This window comes from Niveibacterium sp. (assembly GCF_041909475.1).
Lineage (GTDB): Bacteria > Pseudomonadota > Gammaproteobacteria > Burkholderiales > Rhodocyclaceae > Niveibacterium.
Genome location: NZ_JAYRDJ010000034.1, coordinates 1 through 23239 on the forward strand (window position 1 = coordinate 1; position 23239 = coordinate 23239).

Sequence of the window (23239 nt, forward strand, 5' to 3'; positions counted from 1 at the left end):
CTGCCGGTCCGTTCTAACAGTGCAGTCAACCGGACACCAAACTGCTGCGCAGTTTGGTTCCCTCCGCCGCGCTCCGGTGCCGGTTACTTTCAACGTTAGCCACTTGCTGAATTTCCGTTCGTTCATGCTGCGGCCGCACCGTCAAAGCACAAAGCAAGCAAGGGGAGCCACGCGAGCGCCGCCGACAGGAAATAAATCGTGCTACAGCCCAGTTTTTGGGATTGCCGCCGCCTCTACTTCTGCACCACAGCCAGAGCAACGTTGCCCCATCCCCCGCCCAGCGCCTTGAAGAACGCGACGGATGCGTCAAGCCGTGCCTCACGCGCCTGGATGAATGCGATCTGTGCATCGTTGCTCGAACGTTGTGCGTCGAGCAACTCGAGGAACGCCGCCGAGCCCGCTTCGTAGCGGGCGCGCGAGATCCGTTCGGCGTTCGCGGCGGCCTTCATCTGTGCTTCGCGAGCTTGCTCGGTGACGCTGGTCTGACGCAGGCTCACCAAGGCGTCGAGAACTTCGCGGTAGGCCGTCTGTGCGGTTTTGCGGTACTGCTCAAGCGCCTCTTTCTGTACCGCCGTCGCCTGGTCGAGTTTGCCAAGGCGATAGCCTGCGTCGAACACCGGCAGGTTGACGACGGCGCTGGCCGACCACAGGCTGGAACTTGACTTGAACAGATTGGAGAGATCCGAACTCTCCCCGCCGAAGAGGCCGGTCAACGAGATGCTCGGGAACAGCGCCGCCTTGGCGACGCCGATCTGCGCGTTGTAGGAGATCAGCGATTGTTCGGCCTGGCGGACATCCGGCCGGCGATCGAGCAGATCTGCGGGCAGGCCAGCCGGAGGCACGGGCGGCAGCGGAAGGGTTCGCAGATCGTCGCGCGGCGCGATGTCGAGTTCGGGCGCGCCGACGAGCAGTCCCAGCTGATGCAACTGCAATTCGCGTTGCTGCGTCAGCACCGACACCTGAGCTTCCAGTGCAGCGCGCGCACTTTCAGCCTGCTGCACGTCGAGCGCGGAAACCTTGCCGGCTTCGTAGCGGTGCTGCGCAATCGCCACCGCCGCTTCACGCGTTTTCAGGCTCGCGCGGCTGCTGGCGAGTTGGGTATCAAGGCTGCGCAGGCTGACATAGCCGCTGGCGACGCTGCCGGCGAGCGTCAGCCTCACCGTATCGCGATAGAGCCGGCTGCCGCTCGCCTGCGCAATCGCCGCTTCGCGTGCGCGGCGGAACTTGCCCCAGAAGTCCAGCTCGTAGGCCACCATCAGGCCGTTGAGCTTGAAGTCGTTGTACGGGCGCGGGGTGAGTTTGTTGGACGTCCAGGTGCCGCGGCTTGGCGAGATGCGCGAGGCATTGCCGTTGAGATCGATCTCGGGGAACAGCGCGGCGCCGGCCTGCTGCATCACCGCATCGGCCTGTTCGATGCGAGCCAGAGCGATCCGCACATCGGCCGAATCCTTCAGCGCGCGTTCGACCAGCGCATTGAGTTCGGCGTCGCCGAAGGCCTGCCACCAACCGTCCGCGAGCGTCGGGGCATCATTGCCCTGTGCGGTCGGCGGCGTCGCGAACTGATCGGGCAACACGCCCTGCGGGCGCTGATAGTCTGGGCCAACGGCGCAGCCGGCAAGGCCAAGCAGCGCCGCTGCAATCACGGTCATCCGGGCGCTCATGCGTTGTCTCCGGCGTTGCGGGCGACCACCTTGTGACGGGCGGTCAGCCAGATGAAGAAAAGCGGCACAAATAGCGTCGCGATGAAGGTGGCGGCGATCATGCCGCCGAACACGCCAGTACCCATCGATCGGCGCGCCGCGGCGCCGGCACCGGTCGCGAAGACCAGCGGCACCATGCCAAGCACGAAAGCGAGCGAGGTCATCACGATTGGCCGGAAGCGCAGGCGGGCCGCTTCCAGCGCAGCGTCGATCGCGTTCATGCCGGCTTCCATCTGTTGTGAGGCGAACTCGACGATCAGAATCGCGTTCTTCGCCGCGAGGCCCACCAGTACGACGAGACCAATCTGGAAGTAGATGTCGTTCGGGAAGCCGCGCACCAGAATCGCGACCAGCGCACCGAGCATCGCGAACGGAATCGCCATCACGACGCCGAGCGGCAGCGACCAGCGCTCGAACTGCGCCGCGAGGATCAGGAACACCATGATCAGGCCGAACGCGAACGCGGCGATCGAGGTGGAGCCGGTGCGCTTCTCCTGGTAGGCCTGCCCGGTCCAGGCAAGCTGGTAGCCCTCCGGCAGCACCTTCGCGGCGGTGGCCTCGACGATGCGGATCGCTTCGCCGGAACTCACGCCCGGCGCGCCATTGCCCAGCACCTTGGCGGCGAGGTAACCGTTGAAGCGGTCCAGCGTTTCGGCACCGGTCATCCGCGTGGTGCGCGTCAGCGCGGAGAGCGGAATCATGTTGCCGTTATTCGCACGCACCCAGGCTTTGCCAACGTCTTCCGGCTTCATGCGGTACGGCGCATCGGCCTGCATCTGCACCCGGTAGGTGCGGCCGAATTTGTTGAAGTCGTTCACGTAGTAGGTGCCGATCGTGCTCTGCAGCGCGACAAACACCTCACCCACCGGCACGCCCAGTGCGAGCGCCTTGTCTTCGTCCACCTCCACATGCAACTGCGGCGAGGTCGGACGGAAGAAGGTGTTGATGCCGGTGAGCTGCTTGTTCTGCTTGAGCGCCTCGACGAACGCGCCCATCACCTCCTGCAGCCTCTTCGGGTCGTCCGAGCCGCGGCTCTGCACGTAGGCCTCGAAACCGCCTGCGGCGCCAAGACCACGAATGGCCGGCGGGTTGAAGGCGATCGCCATGCCGTCTTTCTGCATCATGCCGGCGCCGAAGATCGTCTTGACGATGTCGTCGGACGTTGCAGTACGGTCGTCCCACGGTTTCAGGCGAACGAACACGGTGGCCGTGTTGCTCTTGTTGCCGCCGCCGATCAGGTCGAAACCATTCACGACAAACACATGCTCAACGGCCGGATGCTTCTGCAGCGTCTGCCGCAGCGCCTCACCGGTTTTGGCGGTGCGCTCCAGCGATGCGCCATCGGGCAGGATCACCGAACCGAACACATAGCCCTGATCCTCCGGCGGCACGAAGCTGCCTGGGATACGGGCGAGCAGCAGCCCAGCGATCACGATCACCGCGAGGTAGCCCGCAACCGAGGCCACGCGGTGCCGCAGCGTGAAGGACACGGTATCGGTGTAGCTGCGCGTGAAGCGCGTGAAGAAGTGGTTGAAGCCGGCGAAGAAACCGCGCGTTTCCTCGTGCATGGGCTTGAGCAGCAAGGCGCACAGCGCGGGGGTAAGCGTCAGCGCAACCAGGCCCGAGATCACCACCGACACCGCCACCGTCACCGCGAACTGCTTGTACAGCTGGCCCGCGATACCACCAAGGAAGGCCACCGGCACGAACACCGAGCACAGCACCAGCACGATCGCGACAACCGCGCTGGCTACTTCGCGCATCGCTTCCGCGGCCGCCTCGCGGGGCGAAAGCCCCTTCTCGATCATCAGGCGCTCGACGTTTTCCAGCACCACGATCGCATCGTCCACGACGATACCGATCGCCAGCACCATCGCGAACAAGGTCAGCGTGTTGATCGAAAAGTTGAAGATCCACAAACCGGCAAACGCGCCGATCAGCGACACCGGCACCGCCAGCATCGGAATCAGCGTGGCGCGCCAGCTTTGCAGGAATACGAAGACCACCACGATCACCAGCAGGCTCGCCTCAAGCAGCGTCATCACGACTTCGTGAATCGATGCCTGCACGAACACCGTGGTGTCGTACGGAATCATGTAGGCGACGCCCTTCGGCAGCGTCTTCTCGAACTCCGACATCTTCGCCTTCACGGCGTTGCCGACATCCAGCGCGTTGGCGCCGGTCTGCAGGAAGATTGCCATGCCGATCGAGGGGTTGCCGTCGAGCGTCGTGAAGGCGTCGTAGTTCTGCGCGGCAAGTTCCACGCGCGCCACGTCCTTCAGGCGCAGGTAGCCGTCAGGCCCGCCGGCACGCAGGATGATGTTGCCGAACTGCGCGGGTTCCAGCAGGCGGCCGCGCGCGGTGACGGTGTAGGCGAGCTGCTGCCCTGGCACGGCAGGCGCTGCGCCGATCTTGCCGGCCGAGTACTGCGCGTTCTGCGCGGCCAGTGCCGCGGCAATGTCTGCGGTGGTCACACCCAGTTGCGCCATGCGGTCCGGCTTCAGCCACACGCGCATCGAGTAATCCTGCGCGCCGAAGATCGTGACGCTGCCGACACCCGGCGTACGCTTGAGTTCATCAACAATGTTCAACGACGCATAGTTGGACAGGAACAGCGCATCACGCGACTTGTCCGGCGACACCAGCGAAGCGACGAGCAGGATCTCGGTCGAGCTCTTCTGCACGATCACGCCGTTGCGGCGCACGTCGTCCGGCAAGCGCGGCAGCACCGCGTTGACCTTGTTGTTCGTGTTGATCGTTGCGTAGTCGGGATTGGTGCCGACCTCGAAGGTCGCGGTGATCGTCAGCGACCCGCTCGAACTCGCGCTCGAGGTGTAGTAGACGAGCCCTTCGACCCCGTTGAGTTGCTCCTCGATCGGCGCTGCGACGGTGCGCGCAAGCGTCTCGGCTGACGCGCCCGGGTAGGAAGCGATGATCTGTACGGTCGGCGGCGTGATCGCCGGATACTGCGAAATCGGCAGCGCGCGCGCCGCCACGATGCCCGCAATGACGATGACCAAGGAGATCACCGTTGCGAAAATGGGCCTTCGAATGAAGAACTGAGCAAACATCGATCAGCCCTCAGCCTTGCTTCTTGCCGGCGGCAGCACCGGGCGCCGCCGGAGGCATCGCACCAGGAGGCATCGGCTTCACCGGCATGCCGGGGCGCAGCTTGATCAGGTTATCCACGATCACCTTGTCGCCCGCTTTCAGGCCGCCGGTGATGATCCAGTCCTTGCCCTCCCAACTGCCCACCTGCACTGGCCGCGGCGCAACCTTGTCGCCCTCGCCCGCCGTCATCACGATGAAGCCCTGATCCGTCTGCACCACCGCCGACTGCGGCACGCGGAACACCCCGTCGCGGGTACCGACCTGCAGCTTCACGCGCACGAACTGGCCCGGCAGTACGGCTGCATCAGGGTTCGGGAAGGCTGCACGCAGGGAACGCGTGCCGAGCTTCGGGTCGATCTGGGTCGCCGCGAAGTCCAACGAACCTTTGCCGCCATAGAGGCTGCCGTCCGGCAACACGATCTGCACACCTTGCACCTTGCGCGGGTCGAAACGGCCGCCAGGGAAGCCCGCCTGATCCGAGTCGGACAAGGCAAAACGCACCTTGATCGGATCGAGTTGCACAACCGTCGTCAGGCTGTCGCCGACCGCCACGAGGTTGCCTTCAGATTTCAAGGCTCGCCCGCTGATACCGGACACCGGTGCCGGCACGGCCGCATAGCCGAGATTGAGTTCCGCGGTACGCAAGCTCGCCTGCGCTGCCTGTTGCTGCGCACGGGCAGTGGCTTCGGCGGTGACGGCGTCGTCCAGTTCCTTGCGCGCCACGGCATCCTGCGAGGAAAGGCCACGGGTCCGGGCCAGCTCACGCGTCGCCTGCTCCAGCTTGTTGGCCGCATCGGCGGCCTGCGCACGGGCGCTGGACAGGGTTGCCTCAAGCGGTGCGCGGTCGATCTCGAAGAGCGACTGGCCCTCACGGACGGCCACACCTTCCTCGTAACCGCGTTTGACGAGCACGCCGCCAACGCGCGCGCGCACCTCTACTTCGCGCGCACCTTCGGTCTGGCCAACCGCCTCCACCCATACCGGTGCGCTGGTCGCTTCCACTGCAATGGCGCCGACCGGCAACGGCCCCTGCGGCGGCCCACCGGCCTGGTCCTTAGGGGCGCAGGCCGACATCGTGAGCGCGAGCAAAACAGCGGAGAAAGCGGGTAGCGGCGTGCCGCGACGCTGCGGCGAAATCGTGCGACGGACGGACATCCGGAGCTCCTCGAGGGGTTTTATGCTTCAGGCCGCCCCGCGGGGGCTGAGCGATAGCTTCAGCCTAGCGGGTCAGATGCGGCGTTGCCGGCCCTTTGCGGGGTAGCGCATGGGCCGATCTGGAAAAGGCGAATTTATACATTCACGGATGTATAATTACAAGCAATCTCATCGGTGAGTCACACATGGCACGCAAGACCAAGGAAGACATGCAGCAAACGCGGCGCGACATCATCAACGCCGCGCGCAACGTGTTTTCCGAACGCGGCGTCAGCCGCACATCGCTGGAACAGATCGCGGCCGCTGCGGGCGTTACGCGCGGCGCGGTCTACTGGCACTTCGAGAACAAGGCGCAACTCTTCGTCGCACTGCGAGACGACGTGGCGATGCCGCTGATGGACGTGCTCGAAGCAGCGCTGCAGGTCGATGCCGGCTCCGATCCGCTCGGCGCCATCGAGTGCTTCCTGATGACCTACGTCGAGCGCCTGGAATCGGACCTGACCACGCGGCAAACGCTTGAAGTGCTGATCAATAAGTGCGAATACACCGGCGAACTCGGCGAAGCGCTCAAATGCGTGATGCGCCGCTCGCACGATCTGAGCGAACGCCTGCACATCGCTTATCAGAGAGCCGCTGATAAGGGCTGCCTGCGCCCCGGGCTTGCGCCAGATGCGATGGCGCGCGACACCTATGCGTTTCTGTTCGGTCTGGTTCGGCTGTGGATCGTCGACCGTGAAGACAACGAGTTCCGCACCTCGGCGCGCGACATGATCCGCACGCATATCGCGATGCGCCGGGCCTGACCGCCCCGCCGCTACGACAGCACAACTCGGGCTGCGTCTTGGCCGGCGTCAGCGCCTTCAGGCACCCCGCGATGTGCTGACGCATCAGTACTTTGCGTTGAACGACGCTCTGGTGCAGGCCCTACGTCACACGCAAACGCGCAAGCACATTGTCGTGCTCGTGACAATTGATGCCGCTCAACGTTCCGGTTCGACAAGGGCATAGCCTTGGCTGATCAGACTTCTCAGCCGACCGGACATTTCCAAATGAAAACGCTCCTCAAGCATTCCCTGGTTGCGGCATCTTTACTGATTTCTCTGGACGCCAGCGCAGAACGCTTCCTGCTTGCCCAGAAGGTCGAACAAGGCCCTGTTCTCGAACGGCTGGCTGCTGACCCCGCGTGGTCAGCGGCCAAGCCGGTGACGATTCACATGCACAGCGGATCGGGCTTTGCGGATGGCAAGACCACCGCGAACATCAAGGCGGTCTACACAAGCGACACGCTGTATCTGATGTTCACCTACGACGATCCGAGCCAGTCCTATCGCTACAGCCCTTACCAGAAGCAAAGCGATGGTTCATGGAAGCGCCTGACCGATCCGAACGACAAGGGCGGTGACAACAACCGCTACTACGAGGATAAGTGGGCCATCTTCTGGAACATCGACGAGTCGTCGATCAGGGGCTTCAAGAAGCGCGGCTGCTACGCCGCCTGCCACGACGAGGTGACGACGAAGCCCTACGGCAACAAGTACACGAAGAACGCCGGGGAGATCGGCGACATCTGGCAGATGCGCAGCGTCCGTGGCGGCGTGTCGCTCGGCCAGCCGGACAACCAGTATGTCGACAGCACCCGCTACGACAAGGACAAGGCACCCGACTCGGGCCGCAAGTCCGACGCCAGCACTGGCGGCGGCTATGACGAGGTCAAACTCGTCAACGGCAAACCGGAGTTCATGAACAAGGACGGCAAGGCAGCCAACAAGGGCGGCAGCTACTGGATCCGGCTTGAAGACCGCGTGCCGTTCGACGACGCGAAGTTTGTGGCCGGAGATGAAGTCGCGTCGGTCGTCGTCAGCAAATTCACCGGCGACCGCGGCAATCTGACCGGCGCCGGCGCGTGGGCGGACGGAAAATGGACCTATGTCGTCGCGCGCAAGCTGACCACTGCCTCGCCTTACGATGTTCAGTTCAAGGATCTCGATGCGGCCTACTACTTTGGTTTCGCCGCTTTCGACAATTCGCAGGTACGGCACGCGATCCACAAAGGGCCGGTCATCCTGCGGTTTGCCCGCTAGCCCGCGCCGGCAAACACAGCCTGAATCAAACACGGGGGCGGAGTGCAATCTCCGCCCCTTTTTGCTGGCGCTCGACTGGTACGCACCACCGCATTCGCGTGCGCGGCTGAGCGCGCCGAGCGGGTGACGATGCGGCATTGCCTCCCCCCTCTGCGTACAGCGCCTACTGGGCGAGCAGGCGCTCCAGGGCCTCGATGCGGTGTCGGCGCGGCGTGGTGATCGCGTAAAAGCGCTCCTGCAACTGCGTCGATTGGCCGACCGTTACCAGCACGCCAGCCCGCAGTTCATCCTGCACCACCACTTCCGGCAGCACCGTCAGCCATCCGCTGTCGCGCGCGATCAGTCGCAGCATCGCCATGTCGTCCACTTCCGCACGCAGCCGCGGCCTCGCGCCAGCAGAGGCACACAGCGCGTCGAACTGCGTGCGTAAAGCGTGTCGTGGCCCCGGCAGTGCGATATCGAGGCCATCGAGATCGTCCGGGATGCGCAGGGTGCGGCCTTTCCAGACGCTCGCGGGCCCGACCAGCGAGATCGATTGGCTGCCGAGAAAGCGGCAATGCAACGGCCGATCGGCATCCGAGGGCACGGTCTCGTTTGCCAGTACTACATCAAGCTGATGCTGCAGAAGACGAGTCAGCAGACCTTCCAGCACGCCCGACTCAAGCGTCAGCACAACCGTTGGATCAGCAAGCGCGGGGCGGATCCAGTTCTCCTGATAGTTCCGCGACAAGGTCGCCACGCTGCCCACGCGCAAGCGGATCAGCCCTTCGCTCCGCCCATCCAACCTGCCCAGCATCTCCTGGCCCAGGCCGAAGATGTCTTCCGCGTACGAAAGCACCAGCTGCCCGGTGTCGGTGAGCTGCAGGCGCCGCCCCTGACGTATGAACAAGGGTTCGCCGAGCCGGTCCTCGAACTGGCGGATCTGCGCCGACAGCGCGGACTGCGAGGTGTGGAGCTCAGCCGCCGCACGTGTCAGATGCCCCAGCCGCGCCACGCGCCAGAAGTAGAAGAGATGATGGAAGTTCAGCAGCTCAAGCTTCATTGTTCTGTTTTATCGATTATTTCGTTCGGATCATTGTAATTTACAGAACAACAACCACAACGCAAGATTCGGCAACGTTTTGGATCAAGAGACGCTGCCATGGAACTCCTCCCCCAAGTATTCATCTTCTGCCTGCTGTCGCCCCTCGCGCTGATGGTGCTGGGCATCGCGCTGCCCCTGCTGCCAAGCGTGTCTCGCGTGCGGGCATGGCAAGGGTTTCTCGCACTGTGCGCAACAGCATTGCTCGCCGCGGGCTGCGGGCTCGCGCTGCGCGGCATCGCAAGCACAAGCGCGGCAGCGTCGCCCCTGCCCTGGCTGGCTGCGCCATTGCTGGGGGGCTGGCTCGCTGTACTGGTGCAACTCCTCGGCACACTGATCGGTGCGTTCTCGTTCCGCTACCTGCAGGGTGAGTCGGGTCAGCAGCGCTATCTGGCCGCGCTCGCGGGCGTACTGGCGGCCGTGCATATGCTGTTGCTGGCGGATCACTGGATCGTCTTGATCCTGGCCTGGGCGATGGTCGGTGTCGCGCTGCAACAGCTGCTGTGTTTTTACCCGAACCGCCCGTTCGCCCAGTTGGCGGCGTTCAAGAAGCGGCTAGCGGATCGGCTCGCGGATGTTTTGCTGCTCAGTGCTGCGGCACTTGCCTGGTGGGTGGTCGGTAGCGGTTCCTTGTCGGATCTCTGGGCACACCTCGCCCGCGAGGGCGCCTCGACGGCTCTGCAACTCAGCGCGGTTTGCCTGGTGCTCGCAGTGGTGCTTCGCACCGCCCTGTTGCCCGTGCATGGCTGGCTGATTCAGGTCATGGAGGCGCCAACGCCGGTATCGGCCCTGCTCCACGCGGGTGTGGTCAACCTCGGTGGCTACGTACTGATCCGTTTTTCGCCACTGCTCGAACACGCCGCCGCAGCGCGCTGGCTGCTGGTTGCCTTTGGCCTTGGCACCGCCGTGCTGGCGGGCATGGTGATGCTGACCCGTATCAGCATCAAGGTTCGACTGGCCTGGTCGACCGCGGCGCAGATGGGTTTCATGGTGCTCGAATGCGGACTGGGGCTCTACACACTCGCGGCCCTGCACCTGATCGGTCACTCGCTGTACAAGGCGCACACCTTCCTGTCGGCCTCCGCCACCGTGCAGGACACCCGCATCCAGGCGCTCTACGACATGCGCTCGCCTGTAGCGTTGAGCCTGGCGCTCGCGCCCGCAATGGCCGCAGCAAGCGTGTTTGCGGTGCTCGCGGTGTTCCACGATAACGCCTGGCCATGGTGGTGGAGTGTCGTACTGGCCCTTGCCTGGGCGCCCCTGCTGTGGCTGCCGCAAGGGAACGGTCAAACCCTCCGCCAGACCGCGCTTCACTATCTGGCCGGCGTTTCAATGGTGGCGGGTCTCACCGCCGTGGCAATGCTGGCGCACGAACTGCCGCTAGGCACGGCGAATCGTCCGGATACCGCAGCGGGGCTTGTTGCCCTGCTCGGCATGGTTTGCCTGCACGGCTGGCTCGTTGCTGTTCAGCGCCGCCCCGCAGCGCTCGCACGCAGCCGGCGCTGGAGCTACGCCGGCCTCTATCTCGACGAGTCCTACACCCGCCTCGCCTTGAGGCTGTGGCCGACGCGCTGGGCGCCTGCGTCACACGACGGCCATCGCGCCGCCGCAACGGCCCGCGCCGAAGCCTGATCCCGATGCCCCTGCTGGAGACGAACATGGACACGCTGCAACTTCCCGGACCGACGCAGACAAGCCGGCAGAAGCCGGCTCCCGACACGCGGCGAGCGCCCGATTCGGCGCAAGGCGAACAGGCAATCAACGCGCAAATCGAAGCGGCCTGCGCACAGGCATGCAGCACCATCGCACCCGCTTGGCCGCTGGACCGCGCGATCGCGGTGAATCCGCACTGGTCGCGCATCGGTATGCCACTGCGGCGGGTTGCGGCACGCATGGCGGTGCTCGGCGGTATCCGTGTGTTCCCGTCACGCGAGGCGCAGCGGCAGGCTTGGGACGAAGGCCGCATCACACGCGCCGACCTCGATGCAGCGCTGGCCACCATAGGCGAAGTCGCCGGCTCGCTCACAGCCAAGCAGTGCATCGACGCCCTGCAGCGCAACGGCTTGCCGGCACGCCTGCCGCTGCTGATCGACACGCTCGACAATGATCCGGCGCGGCACACGCGCCTCTCCTGGCGCCAGGCGATCACCCACCAGGTCAGCCAGACCTGCGCTGCGTACTTCGATGCTCACCAGGCCGATTGGCAGCCGAGTCGCGATCAGGGCCTTTATGCTTTCTGGCGCGACACGCTGCAACACGACCACGGCATCGGCCTGCTGATGGGTCTGCCCGATCTGGGGCGGCGGCTCGATGTGCTGCCCGCCACGCGCCTGGACGCGGAACGCTGGGCACTGCGCCAACTGGGGCTGCCCGAATCGGTGTGGGCCGACTACCTGGAAGCGGTGCTGCTGACCGTGAACGGCTGGGCCTCCTGGTGTGCTTACCAGGGCTGGCAGGCCCGCCAGGAAGGGCGTGAAGACCCGAACCTGCGTGACCTGCTTGCGATCCGCCTCGCATGGGGTGCGGTGCTGCTCGACTGCAAGGACGACGCGAGCACCCGCCTTGCCTTCGCCGCCCTGCAGGCGTCCTGGCACCGTGCCGCCGCGCAGCTTGACGAAGCGGAAGCCGGTTTCGTGGTGGATGAAGTCTGGCAACTTGCGCTCGAAGCCGGCTACCAGCGCCAGCTCGCAAAGAAGCTCGCCACGGTGACAAGAACCGCGCCCACGCAGCCCGCGATCGAAGTCCAGGCCGCGTTCTGTATCGACGTGCGGAGCGAACCCATGCGCCGCGCGCTTGAAGCCGCCTCGCCTGCCGTGCACACGATCGGGTTCGCCGGCTTCTTCGGGCTGCCGGTCGCCTATACGCCACTCGCCAGCAGCGCGCGTCGCCCGCAACTCCCCGGCCTGCTGGCGCCCGCCATGGAAGTCACCGACCGCGTCTATTCGGCGCCCGGCGAAGCAGGCAGCCCCGACGATGCCGCAGAAGCCGCCGCCGCACGCGGCCGGCGCGAGCGCCTCGGGCTCACCGCCCAGTGGCAGGCAGCGAGCCGCTGGCCGGGCGCCGCCTTCTCGTTTGTCGAGGCCGCCGGCATCGCTTACCTCGGCAAGCTCGGCAGGTGGTTGCGGCCTTCGGCGCAAGCAAGGCAGCGCGACGACCTGAGCGGCCTGCCAAACCGCTATCGCGCCGTGTGCAGGCCCCTGCTCAACACGCTCGATGTCGATACCAAAGTCTCACTCGCAGCCCGTGTGCTGCATGCCATGGGGCTCGAACACCACTTGGCACCGCTGGTACTGCTGGTCGGGCATGGCAGTCAGTCGGCCAACAACGCACACGCTGCGGCGCTGGATTGCGGCGCCTGCTGCGGGCAGACCGGTGAGGTCAACGCACGCAGTCTGGCGCTGCTGCTCAACGAGAAATCGGTACGGGCTGGCCTGCTGGCGCGCGGCATCGCGATCCCCGCCGACACGCGCTTCGTCGCCGCCCTGCACAACACCACCACGGACGAGATCGAGGGCTTCGACCTCGACCTGCTCCCAAGCGAGGCCCGCGCGCGCTGGGACGGGCTTCAGGCCACCTTGTCCGAGGCTTCGGACAGCGTGCGCCGCGAACGCGCGCCAGGCCTCGGGTTTGATCCCGCCACGCCGCGTGACGCGCTGCTGACGCAACTGCGCCGGCGCGCCAACGACGGCGCCCAGACGCGGCCCGAGTGGGGGCTGGCGGGCAACGCAGCCTTCATCATCGCGCCGCGGGCGCGCACACGCGGGCTCACGCTGGAGGGGCGCAGCTTCCTGCACGACTACGACGCCACGCAGGATATCGATGGCAGCGTGCTGGAACTGCTGATGACCGCGCCGATGCTGGTCACGCACTGGATCAACTGGCAGTACCACGCCTCCACCTGCGATCCGGAGCATCTGGGCAGCGGCAACAAGGTGCTGCACAACGTCGTCGGCGGCACGATCGGCGTCTTCGAAGGTAACGGCGGCGATCTGCGCATCGGGCTGTCGCGCCAGTCGCTGCACGATGGCGAGCGCTGGGTACATGAACCGCTTCGGCTCACCGTCGTGATCGACGCGCCGCGCGCAGAGATCGAGCGGGTCATCGCCAAGCACGCCGTAGTACGCCAGCTGCTCGACAACGGCTGGCTGCACCTGTGGCACCTCGGCTCGCCGACGCTGCGTCGCTACGCACAGGGGCAGTGGAAAGCGCTCGGCCTGGAGGCAGCCTGATGGCGCCTTATGCAGGACAGCGGCTTGCCCTGCTGACACAGCACGGCAAGGAGGCGGTGATCGCACCGGTGCTCGAACCCGCGCTCGGCTGCAAGATCGAGCTCGTGACCGGTTTCGACACCGACCAGCTGGGCACCTTCACGCGTGACACGCCGCGCGAAGGCAGCCAGCTCGACGCTGCGCGGAAAAAGGCGCGCATCGGCATGTCGCTGTCCGGTTCACCGATCGGGCTCGCAAGCGAAGGCAGTTTCGGGCCCGATCCGTTCACCGGCCTCTTCACCTGGAACATCGAGATGTTGGTGCTGATCGACGACAGGCTGCAAATCGAAATCGTTGGCATCGCCCAAGGGCCGGGGCGGTGCGGCACGTTGAGCACCGGCGACTGGGCGGCACTTGAAGCGTTTGCCGCAAAGCATGACTTTCCCGCGCACCACCTCGTGTTGCGCCCACAGCGTCAGGACGATGCACGCCTGCACAAAGGGATCGCCAATTGGGCGACGCTCAAACACAGCTTCGAAGCATGCAAGGCCAAGGCAAGCAACGGCCGGGTATTCGTCGAGAGCGATTTGCGCGCCTTCGCCAACCCGAGCCGGATGCAGCAAATCGGCAAAGCGGCGGCGGATCTGTTGCAGCGTTTGCAATCGCTCTGCCCTCGCTGCGCCACCCCTGGCTACTGGGTCACCGCGCAACAAGCGGGGCTGCCCTGCGCGAGCTGCGGCTTGCCGACCAGCAGCTATCGCAGCGAATCCTGGCAGTGCCTTCGTTGCGAACATCAGGAAACACGGCCGCGCACCGACCGCCAGTTCGCCGAGCCGCAGCACTGCGGCTACTGCAACCCCTGAACACCGCGGGGTCTCGACCGCTTTGGCGTGTTCGGCGGACAGCAGCAACGCGCACCCTCGGTCAATACGCGAACCTGCGTACGAACATCGCTGTCACATGCACGCACGATTCGCCCCGGAGCTTTCATGTGAGCTACACCGTCGTCTGGTTCAAACGCGACCTGCGGATCGCGGACCACGCGCCGCTGGCGCACGCAGCGCAGCAGGGCCCGGTGCTGTGCCTGTATGTGCTGGAGCCGAGCCTCTGGGCGCAGCCGGACGCTGCGCAGCAGCACTACCTCTTCCTGCAGGAAAGCCTGCGCGACCTGGCCCGCGCCCTGCGAGCACTCGGCGCCGACTTGCAACTGGCGATCGGCGAAGTGCCCGAGGAGCTCGCCCGGCTACATGCGGCGGCGCCCTTCCACACGCTGGCCTCGCACGAGGAAACCGGCAACGGCCACACCTTTGAACGCGACAAAGCGGTCGCACGCTGGTGCCTCGCAAGCGGCGTGGTGTGGCGTGAATGGCCACAGCATGGCGTGGTGCGCCGGCTGCCGACGCGCGATGTGTGGCATGCGCGCTGGCAGGCCCAGATGTATTCGCCGCAGGTGCCCACGCCGGCCTGCATCGAAGGCCGGCTTCTGCCCTGGCCCACCGAACGCTGGCCCGCCGGCAGCAGATTCGGGCTCGCCGAGGACGCGCCACCGCAGCGCCAGCACGGCGGCCGCAGCGAGGCGCTGGCCGTGCTGCACGCGTTTCTCGATGAACGCTGCCGGCAATACCGCGGCGGCATCTCGTCGCCCTTGGGGGCGCCCTCCGCCTGCTCGCGGCTCTCGCCCTATCTCGCGCTGGGCTGCCTCGGCATGCGCGAAGTGGTGCAGGCCACCCGCGCGCGTATCGAGGCGCTGAGCGGGCCGGACGACGGCCGTCAGCGCCAGGGCCTTGCAGCCTTTCTGAGCCGGCTGCACTGGCACTGCCACTTCATCCAGAAGCTCGAATCGGAACCGGAACTGGAATTCCGCAACCTGCATCGCGGCTACGACGGCCTGCGCGAACCGGAGTGGAGCGAGGCCCACTTTGCCGCGCTCACCGCCGGCCGTACCGGCTGGCCGATGGTGGACGCCTGCGTGGCGATGCTGCGCGAAACCGGCTGGCTCAACTTCCGCATGCGCGCGATGCTGGTATCGGTGGCCGCCTATCCGCTTTGGCTGCACTGGCGGCCGGTGGGGCTGTGGCTGGCACGCCAGTTCATCGACTACGAGCCCGGCATCCACTGGAGCCAGATGCAAATGCAGGCGGGTACCACCGGCATCAACACGACACGCATCTACAACCCGATTAAACAGGCGCGCGACCACGACCCACAGGGGCGTTTCGTACGCCACTGGCTGCCAGCGATGCGCCGCGTGCCGGATGCCTGGCTGTTCGAACCCTGGCGGATGCCGGCCGATGTGCAGGCACGCTGCGGCGTGCGAGTTGGCGAAGATATTCCGTCGCCGCTGCTGGATCTGGAAGGCGCCATGCGCGCCGCCAAAGCCCGTGTGCATGCGCTGCGAGCGCAAGCCGAGGTGCGTGAGGCGAAGGCCACCATCGTTGAGAAGCACGGCTCCCGATTGCGCCGGCCAGCAGCCCGCAAGCCCAGGGGCGCCGCTGCCGCGCGGCAGCAGGAACTGGATTTCTGAGCGATGCGCAAGAAACACGATCTGCCGCACAAGACCTGCACGTACTGCGGCCGGCCGTTCAGCTGGCGCAAGAAATGGGCGCGCGACTGGGCGGCGGTGAAGTTCTGCTCCGAACGCTGCCGCCGAACCCATCACGGCGGGGCAGCCGCATGAACACGGTGATCGTCTGGTTCCGCAACGATCTGCGCCTGCACGATGCGCGTGTGCTGCACGCCGCGCTCGCACGACGCCCCGACCGGCTGCTGCCGGTGGTGCTGCATCTGCCCACGGGCACCGTAACCCGCTGGGGCATCCCGCGTGTCGGACGGCATCGTCAGCACTGGCGTGGTGCCGCGGTGCGCGCGCTGGCGACGCAGCTGTCGGCGTTGGGCTGCCCCTTGCTCGAATGCGCTGGCTCGCCGGCCGAAGTGCTGCCCGCGCTCGCTCGCGCCGTTGGCGCCGACAGCGTGTGGTGCGAAGCCCATGCGGCTCCGGAGGAAGGCGACGAGGAGGCCGCGCTGCGCGCCGCTGGGCTCGATCTGCAAGTGGTCTGGCAAGGCAGCCTGCTCGCCCCCGAGCACTTGCCCTGGCCCGTAGCCCGTTTGCCCGCGCACTTCACCGCGTTCCGGCAAGCCGTTGAGGCCGCGGGCCTTGAGCCGGCCGCGGCACTGCCTGCACCCATGGCGCTGCCGCCGTGGCCGGAAGCGGCGCGCGATCTTCATCCGGCAGCGCCCGCGCCCTTGACGGAACAGCCCGCAAACGACCCGCGCAGCGCCTTTCCCTACGCCGAGCCCGCCTTCGACGGCGGCGAGCCTGCGGCGCGGGCGCACCTCGCGCAATACCTCGCACGCCGTCTGCCCCACACCTACAAGGCCACTCGCAACGCGCTGCAGGGTATCGACAGCTCCAGCAAATTCTCGCCCTGGCTCGCCACCGGCGCCCTCTCGCCCCGCTGGATCATGGCCGAGCTGCGGCGCTTCGAAGCCAAGGCCGGCGCCAACGAGAGCAGCTACTGGCTGTGGTTCGAGCTGCTGTGGCGCGACTACTTCCGCTTCCTGCATCTGCAGCACGGCCGGCGGCTCTACCGGGCGCGCGGCCTCGCAGATCAGCCGCTGCCACCACAGAATGCCGACGCCTTCGCAGGCTGGTGTGCCAGCGAGACCGGTGAACCCTTGGTCGACGCCGGCATGCGCGAACTGGCTGCCACTGGCTACCTCAGCAACCGCATGCGGCAGATCGTCGCGAGTTACCTGATCCACGACCTCGGCGGCGATTGGCGCGCCGGCGCCGCCTGGTTTGAAGCCCAACTGATCGACTACGACGTGTACAGCAATCACGGAAACTGGCTCTACATCGCCGGCCGCGGCACCGACCCGCGCGGCGGACGGCGCTTCAACCCGGCAAAGCAGGCCGAGACCTACGACCCCGACGGCTACTACCGACGCCAGTGGGGCAGCCTGCCATGAGCGCCCCGGCCCGCACGCTGCGCCTGATCCTTGGCGATCAGCTCAATCCCGAACACAGCTGGTTCGCACAGCGCGATCCGGGTGTCGTGCATGTGCTGATGGAGGTGCGGCAGGAAACCGACTATGTGCTGCACCACGCGCAGAAGATCCTCGCGATCTTCGCTGCGATGCGCGACTTCGCGCGCCTGCTGCGCGAGGCCGGCCACCGCGTCCGCTACATCACGCTGGATGACGCGAGCAACCGGCAGTCCGTGACCGACAACCTTGCCGCGCTGATGCAGCACTACCACGCAACCCGCCTCGAATGGCAGGCGCCGGATGAATGGCGGCTGGATGCACAACTGCGCGAATGGGCCGCCGAGCAGCCTTTCGAGACCGCCATGGTCGACAGCGAACACTTCCTCACCGCGCGCGACACCGTGGCGCAGCAGTTTCGCGGGCGCAAGCAGTGACTGATGGAACACTTCTACCGGGCGATGCGCCAACGCCACCGGGTGCTGCTCACCGCCGCCGGCGAGCCGGAGGGCGGCCAGTGGAACTTCGACGCCGAGAACCGCAAGCCTTGGCCCGGCACGCCACCAGCACCGCCCGACAGACGCCCGGAGCACGACCACCGTGCGTTGTGGCAGATGATCGAAGCCGCCGGCGTGCACAGCTTCGGCGCCCCGCAGGCCGAACACTTCCGCTGGCCGCTGAATCGGGCCGAAGCGCTCGCCTGGCTCCGGCACTTCATCGACGAAGCGCTGCCACACTTCGGCGATTTCGAGGACGCAATGAGCAGCGGCAGCCCCCGCCTCTTTCACTCGCAACTCTCCTTCGCGCTGAACCTGAAGATGCTGCACCCGCGCGAGGTGATCGCCGCCGCTGAAGCCGCCTATCGCGCCGGCCACGCACCGCTCGCGGCAGTGGAAGGCTTCGTGCGCCAGATCCTCGGCTGGCGCGAGTATGTGCGCGGCTTCTACTGGGCCCACATGCCCGGCTACGAAGCGCAGAACACGCTCGACCACCACGCGCCGCTGCCCGAATGGTTCTGGACCGGCCGCACCCACATGCGCTGCATGCAGCACGCGATCGGCCAGTCGCTCGACGGTGCCTGGGCGCACCACATCCAGCGGCTAATGGTGATCGGCAACTTCGCGCTACTCGCCGGGCTGGACCCCGCCGCACTGCACCGCTGGTACCTCGGCATCTACATCGACGCCTTCGAATGGGTTGAGCTGCCCAACACCGTGGGCATGAGCCAGTTCGCCGACGGCGGCCGCCTCGCCACCAAGCCCTACGTCAGCAGCGCCGCTTACATCGACCGCATGAGCGACTACTGCAAGGGCTGCCACTACGACAGGAAGGAGAAGCTCGGCGAACGCGCCTGCCCGTTCAACGCGCTGTACTGGGATTTCTTCGCGCGGCAGTCGGAAAGCCTCGGCCGAAATCCACGACTGGCCTTGGTCTATCGCCAACTGCAAAAGATGCCTGCGCCACAGCTCGACGCGCTGCGGACGCAAGCCGCTTCAGTGAAGGACAGGCTCGATACCTTGTGACGCGAGGCGACGCATTCAACAGGGCACGCCCCCTGCACATCGGCAATGTTGCTGTCGGCGCGTCTTCAGCTCGCGCGCAGTTCAGCGCAATCAGGCGCTTCGCCGAATCCCGTCGAAGAAGACAGTCAGCAACGACTGGACGATCGCCTCGTCGTCCAGCGAGCCGCTTTTCTTGAGGAAGTCGATCGTCGGATCGCAGGTTCGTGCGTAGAACGAGAGCAGGATGACTTCATCCGGCAAGTCTGCGCGCAGCTTGCCAAGCGCCTTGCCGAACTGCACCCAAAGTCCGAGCCGGCCAGTCAGCTCGGACACCAGCGCCACATAGGCTTCGTCCTGCGTAAGCGCTGTCACCAAAGCCGAGTTGCTCGACGGCAAGGTCGGCAAACCACCCGCCAGGCGCAAACGCAGCGCCCACTCAAGCACCGCACGTAAGGCCTCATCGGCCGCCAGCGTCGGCGACAAGGTGTCGATGAACGCCAGCGCGCGCTGGATCGTGCGCTTCATCGCCGCCGTCGCAAGCGCCTCTTTCGACGGAAAGTGCTTGTAGAGGCTCGCCTTCGCAATCCCCACCTCGGCCGCCACCTCATCCACGGTGGTCTGGTCGTAGCCCTTCGTCGCCAGGAGTAGGTGCGCCGCGTCGAGGATCGCGTCTTCACGCGCTTCGAACTGGCGTTGCTTGAAACTGGGGCGGGCCGCGGCGGGTGCGTTCATGGCTCGATTGTAGCGCGCAGCCGGTCAACTTTCACCCACGCAGTCACATAAACACCTACTTGTATATTTTGTGACTGATTAGTATAACTACATCCGTACCGGTACTTCTGTGAATTCTTGAGTACACAGCCGAGGCGACGGCCTCACTCAACCACACCGAAACACCAACGGAGAGTGCCCAACATGATTTCGATCCGTTCCTGGCTTATCGCCGCAGCGTCGGTGAGCGTACTGGCCGCCTGCGGCGGCGACGACGACCCCGCGCCGCCCCCAGCAAAGTCCGAGGCGCGCCTGCGCGTCGTACATGCAAGTGCCGATGCACCGAAGGTCGACATTTATCTTGCGGGCGCCAAAGCGCTCAGCGGCGTGGCTTACAAGGACGCCACCGGGTTCCTCACGGTCGACGCGGGCAAACCAGAAGTCATCGTCACGCCCGAAGGCGCGACAACACCTCAGGTAATCAAGGCCACGCTGGATCTGGCCACCAACAGCTACACCACCGTCGTTGCCGTTGGCAGCCTTGCGGGTGGCACGGTGGAGCCGCTGGTCATCTCCGAAAGCGCAACCGCGCCTGAGAGTGGCAAGTTCAAGCTGCGCGCCGGCCACGCCTCGCCCAATGTGCCTGCCGTCGACATCTATGTGACGGCCCCTGCCGCAGACCTCGCCAGTGCAACGCCGGCAGTCGCGAATGCTGCGTACAAGGCGGTCAGCGACGCGCTGCAGGTTCAAGCGGGCGACTACCGCATCCGCGTGACGCTCGCAGGCACAAAGACCGTAGCCTACGACTCCGGCACGGTGAGCTTGGCTGCAGGTATGGATCTGGTCGCTCTCGCAGTGCCCGACAGCACGGGCAACTCACCGGTCAGCCTGCTTGTGCTGACCCGCGATAGCGCGACGCCAAAGCTTGAACTGCCGGATGCCACAGCGCAGCTACGGGTGATGCACGCTTCACCCGATGCACCGGCTGTCGATGTGCTGGTCAACGACGCGAAGACCTTGAGCAACGTGCCCTTCCCCGCTGACTCCGGCTACCTCAGCCTGCTCGCTGGCAACTACAACCTCAAGGTGAACGCTGCCAACACGACCACCACGGTGATCAACGCCGACACCACGCTCACTCGCGGCAAGTCGTACTCAGTATTCGCCGTGGGTCTGCTCGCCGGCATCGAACCGCTGGTGCTTGAGGACGACCGGACAACCGTCGCCGACAAGGCACGGATTCGCGTGATTCACGCCTCGCCCGATGCGCCGAACGTCGACGTACTGGCCAACGACGCCAAGGTGCTCAGCAACGTCCCGTTCAAGGCCGCGAGCACTTACCTGGAGGTGCCCGCCGGAAACTACGTCTTCAAACTCAACGTTGCCGGCACCGCAACTACCGCCCTCACCAGCCCCAGCATCGCGCTCCAAGCTGGCAAGGTCTACACCGCCATCGCAATCGGTTCCACAGCCCCCAGCGCCAGCAATCCGCTCGCCCTGAAGCTGCTCACCGACCGGTAATCCATCTTCGACGGCCAAACGAACCCGGACGCAATATGCGTGGCGTCCGGGTTTCGTGAGCGGCCCCACGAAATTCGTCTCCCGACGTCGTCGCATGGCCAATGCAGTGATAGGAAGAATGACGTGAAACGTATGCCATAACGAGAGTGCACGGCGGAGTTCAAGGAACGGGCGGTCGAGCGAGCCGACGCGGTCGGCAGCATCGTCCAAATCGCCCAAGAGTTGGAGCTAGTTGCGCAGGGGCTGCGCAACTGAGTCGAGGCGGCAAAGGCTGGCAAGTTGAATCCGGTCGGCGAAGCCAATACGCCTGCCGTGCTCATCAGGCCCGCCTAGCAACCAGCGGGATGCACGGGTCGATATCGCACAAAGGCTACTGCCGGAACACTGCCCCGACCGAGAGCTTCTTCACCAGCCTAAGGAGGGAACGGGTTCATGACGTCAGCCATGTTCGCCGCACTCAGGCTACGAGCGATGTATCTCAACTAGTCGCCGTGTTCTACGCAACCGAAGTCCCTGCCACTCCAATCATCCTTGGGATAGCTCGTCCCCCGCGACCTGCCTACGGAAGTGGATCGAACGACAGAATCAGAAGGTACTGGCGACATGATGACTGACGTTTGGAAGGCGGAAAACGTGGGGCGGCTCAATCGTCAAACGGCCAGACACCGCCGTTTGTCGCAGGAAAAATCCTGAATGCGGTTTGCTCCGGCAGCGGCTGCTGGTTTCTCAAACTTCAGTGTCTGAGCAGATACTGGCGAAACGCTTAGCTTGCTTTGCAACGCTGCCGCTAACAAGTCCGAATACGGGAACTTAAATGCTGCACCTCGGTGCCGACTAGCTTTACGTTGACGCAACTCGCGAACCATGCCGCTCACACCGCCGGCGTCGTGCCGGGTTCGCGTGCCCAGCGACCCACTTCGGCGATCACGGCTTCCTGCTTGGTCCGGTCGACCGTGGCTTGGGTGAGATACACGGTCACGACGATCGGCTTGCCTTCGGGCGTCCAGTAGACGCCGACGTCGTTGGCAGTACCGGTGGAGGCATTGCCGGTGCCGGTTTTGTCGGCGAGCTTCCAGCCCTCCTTCAGGCCGGCGCGCAGGCGGTAGTCGCTGGTCTTGGTGGCGAGCATCCATTGCATCAGCTGCGCGCGTGAAGCCTCGCTCAACTTGTCTTCAACCAGCAAGCGACGCAGATCGACCGCCATTGCGGCCGGGGTTGTCGTGTCGCGCACGTCGTCGGGCAGCGCTTCGTTGAGTTCCGGCTCGCCGCGGTCGAGCCGGGTCAGCGTGTCACCGATGCCCCGGACATAGGCGTTCCATTGCGGAATGCCGCCGATCTCGCGCAGGATCAGGTTGGCTGCAGTGTTGTCGCTCTCGGTGATTGCGGCCTCACACAACTCGCCCAAGGTGAGGCCTTCACCACCGACATGGTGCTTCGTCACTGGCGCCCATTCGAGCAGATCGCCCTTCGCAATGGCGATGCGCCGATCCAGCCGTTCCTGGCCGGCATCGACGCGCCCGAGCACAGCCGCCGCGGCTAGCCACTTGAAAGTGCTGCACATCGGAAAGCGCTCACCTTCGCGGTAGCCGGTAATACGCCCACTCTCCGCATCGATGCAGCACACGCCGAGCCGCCCGCCGATTTTGGCTTCGATGTCCTCGAACGGGCTGTGACGATTGCGATGATGCGGCTTCTTCTGATGTGACTTTTTCTTCGCGCTGGCGTCTGACGCGAACGCAGCAAGCGCGACACTGCTTGCCCAGATGAAAGCCCTTCTATCCATTGCTGCCCGATCCAAAAAAATCCTGGACCGGGCATGTTAGTCGGCACGCGGCGAATTTCCGCCGCCGAATTGTTTCGGAAGGTGAAGGGCTGTCGCGCACGCGCGAGCGGTGTCAGGCCTCGTCGTCCAGTTCGAAACCGGGGCGGCGCGGCACGGCCATCGGGTCGCACTTGATCGGGCGATAGATTTCGACCCGGTCACCGGCGCGTAGCGGCGCATCGAGCTTCACTGCCTTGCCGAAAATCCCGACCCGCTGGCTTGCGAGGTCGATATGCGGAAACTGTGCGTAGATACCGGATCCCTCGATCGCGTCCTTCACGCACGCATCGTCCGGCACCTCGATCGTGTGCCAGGCGTGCTTCCCCGCTTCGGCGTAGGCAACGGCAACCTTCATGGCTTTCC

General features: G+C 65.4%; 16 protein-coding genes and 1 pseudogene. 10 read left to right on the forward strand and 7 right to left on the reverse strand.

Annotated elements, in window-relative coordinates; genetic code table 11:
• Positions 1–233: 233 nt before the first annotated feature.
• Genes ACE3P0_RS17495 through ACE3P0_RS17505 form a run of 3 tightly spaced genes read right to left on the reverse strand, consistent with a single transcriptional unit; the run spans position 234 to position 5966 of the window.
• A complete protein-coding gene (locus ACE3P0_RS17495; RefSeq protein WP_374404030.1) occupies positions 234–1661 on the reverse strand; it encodes an efflux transporter outer membrane subunit in 1428 nt (475 codons plus the stop codon).
• Complete coding sequence (locus tag ACE3P0_RS17500) at positions 1658–4771, reverse strand: efflux RND transporter permease subunit (protein ID WP_374404031.1); 3114 nt, start codon at positions 4769–4771, stop codon at positions 1658–1660. The genes ACE3P0_RS17495 and ACE3P0_RS17500 overlap by 4 nt, the downstream gene beginning before the upstream one ends.
• A gap of 10 nt (positions 4772–4781) precedes the next feature.
• Positions 4782–5966: an efflux RND transporter periplasmic adaptor subunit gene (locus ACE3P0_RS17505; RefSeq protein WP_374404032.1), complete on the reverse strand. Its 1185-nt coding sequence runs from the start codon at positions 5964–5966 to the stop codon at positions 4782–4784.
• A gap of 185 nt (positions 5967–6151) precedes the next feature.
• Between ACE3P0_RS17505 and ACE3P0_RS17510 the strand changes: the two genes are divergently transcribed.
• Positions 6152–6769: a TetR family transcriptional regulator gene (locus ACE3P0_RS17510; protein WP_374404034.1), complete on the forward strand. Its 618-nt coding sequence runs from the start codon at positions 6152–6154 to the stop codon at positions 6767–6769.
• A 246-nt stretch (positions 6770–7015) separates the two neighbouring features.
• On the forward strand, positions 7016–8047 hold the full coding sequence (locus ACE3P0_RS17515) for an ethylbenzene dehydrogenase-related protein (RefSeq protein ID WP_374404035.1): 1032 nt from the start codon (positions 7016–7018) through the stop codon (positions 8045–8047).
• 163 nt (positions 8048–8210) lie between these two features.
• Here ACE3P0_RS17515 and ACE3P0_RS17520 read toward each other — a convergent pair whose 3' ends face one another.
• Positions 8211–9089 (reverse strand): LysR family transcriptional regulator, encoded by an 879-nt coding sequence (locus tag ACE3P0_RS17520; protein WP_374404036.1) that lies wholly within the window; start codon positions 9087–9089, stop codon positions 8211–8213.
• 99 nt (positions 9090–9188) lie between these two features.
• Here ACE3P0_RS17520 and ACE3P0_RS17525 point away from each other — a divergent pair, with 99 nt between their 5' ends.
• The 7 genes and pseudogenes from ACE3P0_RS17525 to ACE3P0_RS17555 all read left to right on the forward strand — a co-directional run bounded on the left by ACE3P0_RS17525 (position 9189) and on the right by ACE3P0_RS17555 (position 18843).
• Complete coding sequence (locus tag ACE3P0_RS17525; protein ID WP_374404037.1) at positions 9189–10760, forward strand: NADH-quinone oxidoreductase subunit L; 1572 nt, start codon at positions 9189–9191, stop codon at positions 10758–10760.
• A gap of 26 nt (positions 10761–10786) precedes the next feature.
• Positions 10787–13357 (forward strand): YbcC family protein, encoded by a 2571-nt coding sequence (locus ACE3P0_RS17530; protein WP_374404038.1) that lies wholly within the window; start codon positions 10787–10789, stop codon positions 13355–13357.
• On the forward strand, positions 13357–14199 hold the full coding sequence (locus ACE3P0_RS17535) for a DUF6671 family protein (protein ID WP_374404039.1): 843 nt from the start codon (positions 13357–13359) through the stop codon (positions 14197–14199). Before ACE3P0_RS17530 ends, ACE3P0_RS17535 begins: the two co-directional genes overlap by 1 nt.
• A gap of 128 nt (positions 14200–14327) precedes the next feature.
• Positions 14328–15860: a deoxyribodipyrimidine photo-lyase/cryptochrome family protein gene (locus ACE3P0_RS17540; protein ID WP_374404040.1), complete on the forward strand. Its 1533-nt coding sequence runs from the start codon at positions 14328–14330 to the stop codon at positions 15858–15860.
• A 3-nt stretch (positions 15861–15863) separates the two neighbouring features.
• Complete coding sequence (locus tag ACE3P0_RS17545; protein WP_374404041.1) at positions 15864–16013, forward strand: DUF2256 domain-containing protein; 150 nt, start codon at positions 15864–15866, stop codon at positions 16011–16013.
• Complete coding sequence (locus ACE3P0_RS17550) at positions 16010–17305, forward strand: DASH family cryptochrome (protein ID WP_374404042.1); 1296 nt, start codon at positions 16010–16012, stop codon at positions 17303–17305. The genes ACE3P0_RS17545 and ACE3P0_RS17550 overlap by 4 nt, the downstream gene beginning before the upstream one ends.
• Positions 17302–18843 (forward strand): annotated as a pseudogene (locus ACE3P0_RS17555) (cryptochrome/photolyase family protein). The gene ACE3P0_RS17550 and the pseudogene ACE3P0_RS17555 overlap by 4 nt, the downstream one beginning before the upstream one ends.
• Before the next feature lie 90 nt (positions 18844–18933).
• Here ACE3P0_RS17555 and ACE3P0_RS17560 read toward each other — a convergent pair.
• Positions 18934–19554 (reverse strand): TetR/AcrR family transcriptional regulator, encoded by a 621-nt coding sequence (locus tag ACE3P0_RS17560; RefSeq protein ID WP_374404043.1) that lies wholly within the window; start codon positions 19552–19554, stop codon positions 18934–18936.
• 183 nt (positions 19555–19737) lie between these two features.
• Between ACE3P0_RS17560 and ACE3P0_RS17565 the strand changes: the two genes are divergently transcribed.
• On the forward strand, positions 19738–21054 hold the full coding sequence (locus ACE3P0_RS17565) for a DUF4397 domain-containing protein (protein ID WP_374404044.1): 1317 nt from the start codon (positions 19738–19740) through the stop codon (positions 21052–21054).
• 871 nt (positions 21055–21925) lie between these two features.
• Here the strand turns inward: ACE3P0_RS17565 and bla are convergent.
• Together bla and ACE3P0_RS17575 are read right to left on the reverse strand one after the other, a co-directional pair.
• Positions 21926–22837, reverse strand: coding sequence for a class A beta-lactamase (bla, locus tag ACE3P0_RS17570; protein WP_374404045.1), 912 nt, complete (start codon positions 22835–22837; stop codon positions 21926–21928).
• Between the two features lie 112 nt (positions 22838–22949).
• The gene (locus ACE3P0_RS17575) at positions 22950–23231 is read right to left on the reverse strand and encodes an RnfH family protein (protein WP_374404046.1); all 282 of its coding nucleotides are present in this window, start codon (positions 23229–23231) and stop codon (positions 22950–22952) included.
• Positions 23232–23239: the final 8 nt, after the last annotated feature.

Bases quoted from the DNA above. Each gene is read 5' to 3' on its own strand.
- ACE3P0_RS17515 (WP_374404035.1), top strand. From the start codon at position 7,016: ATGAAAACGCTCCTCAAGCATTCCCTGGTTGCGGCATCTTTACTGATT.
- ACE3P0_RS17525 (WP_374404037.1), top strand. From the start codon at position 9,189: ATGGAACTCCTCCCCCAAGTATTCATCTTCTGCCTGCTGTCGCCCCTC.
- ACE3P0_RS17550 (WP_374404042.1), top strand. From the start codon at position 16,010: ATGAACACGGTGATCGTCTGGTTCCGCAACGATCTGCGCCTGCACGAT.
- ACE3P0_RS17530 (WP_374404038.1), top strand. From the start codon at position 10,787: ATGGACACGCTGCAACTTCCCGGACCGACGCAGACAAGCCGGCAGAAG.
- ACE3P0_RS17545 (WP_374404041.1), top strand. From the start codon at position 15,864: ATGCGCAAGAAACACGATCTGCCGCACAAGACCTGCACGTACTGCGGC.
- ACE3P0_RS17505 (WP_374404032.1), bottom strand. From the start codon at position 5,966: ATGTCCGTCCGTCGCACGATTTCGCCGCAGCGTCGCGGCACGCCGCTA.
- ACE3P0_RS17560 (WP_374404043.1), bottom strand. From the start codon at position 19,554: ATGAACGCACCCGCCGCGGCCCGCCCCAGTTTCAAGCAACGCCAGTTC.
- ACE3P0_RS17495 (WP_374404030.1), bottom strand. From the start codon at position 1,661: ATGAGCGCCCGGATGACCGTGATTGCAGCGGCGCTGCTTGGCCTTGCC.
- ACE3P0_RS17510 (WP_374404034.1), top strand. From the start codon at position 6,152: ATGGCACGCAAGACCAAGGAAGACATGCAGCAAACGCGGCGCGACATC.
- ACE3P0_RS17500 (WP_374404031.1), bottom strand. From the start codon at position 4,771: ATGTTTGCTCAGTTCTTCATTCGAAGGCCCATTTTCGCAACGGTGATC.
- ACE3P0_RS17520 (WP_374404036.1), bottom strand. From the start codon at position 9,089: ATGAAGCTTGAGCTGCTGAACTTCCATCATCTCTTCTACTTCTGGCGC.
- ACE3P0_RS17575 (WP_374404046.1), bottom strand. From the start codon at position 23,231: ATGAAGGTTGCCGTTGCCTACGCCGAAGCGGGGAAGCACGCCTGGCAC.
- ACE3P0_RS17565 (WP_374404044.1), top strand. From the start codon at position 19,738: ATGATTTCGATCCGTTCCTGGCTTATCGCCGCAGCGTCGGTGAGCGTA.
- bla (WP_374404045.1), bottom strand. From the start codon at position 22,837: ATGGATAGAAGGGCTTTCATCTGGGCAAGCAGTGTCGCGCTTGCTGCG.
- ACE3P0_RS17535 (WP_374404039.1), top strand. From the start codon at position 13,357: ATGGCGCCTTATGCAGGACAGCGGCTTGCCCTGCTGACACAGCACGGC.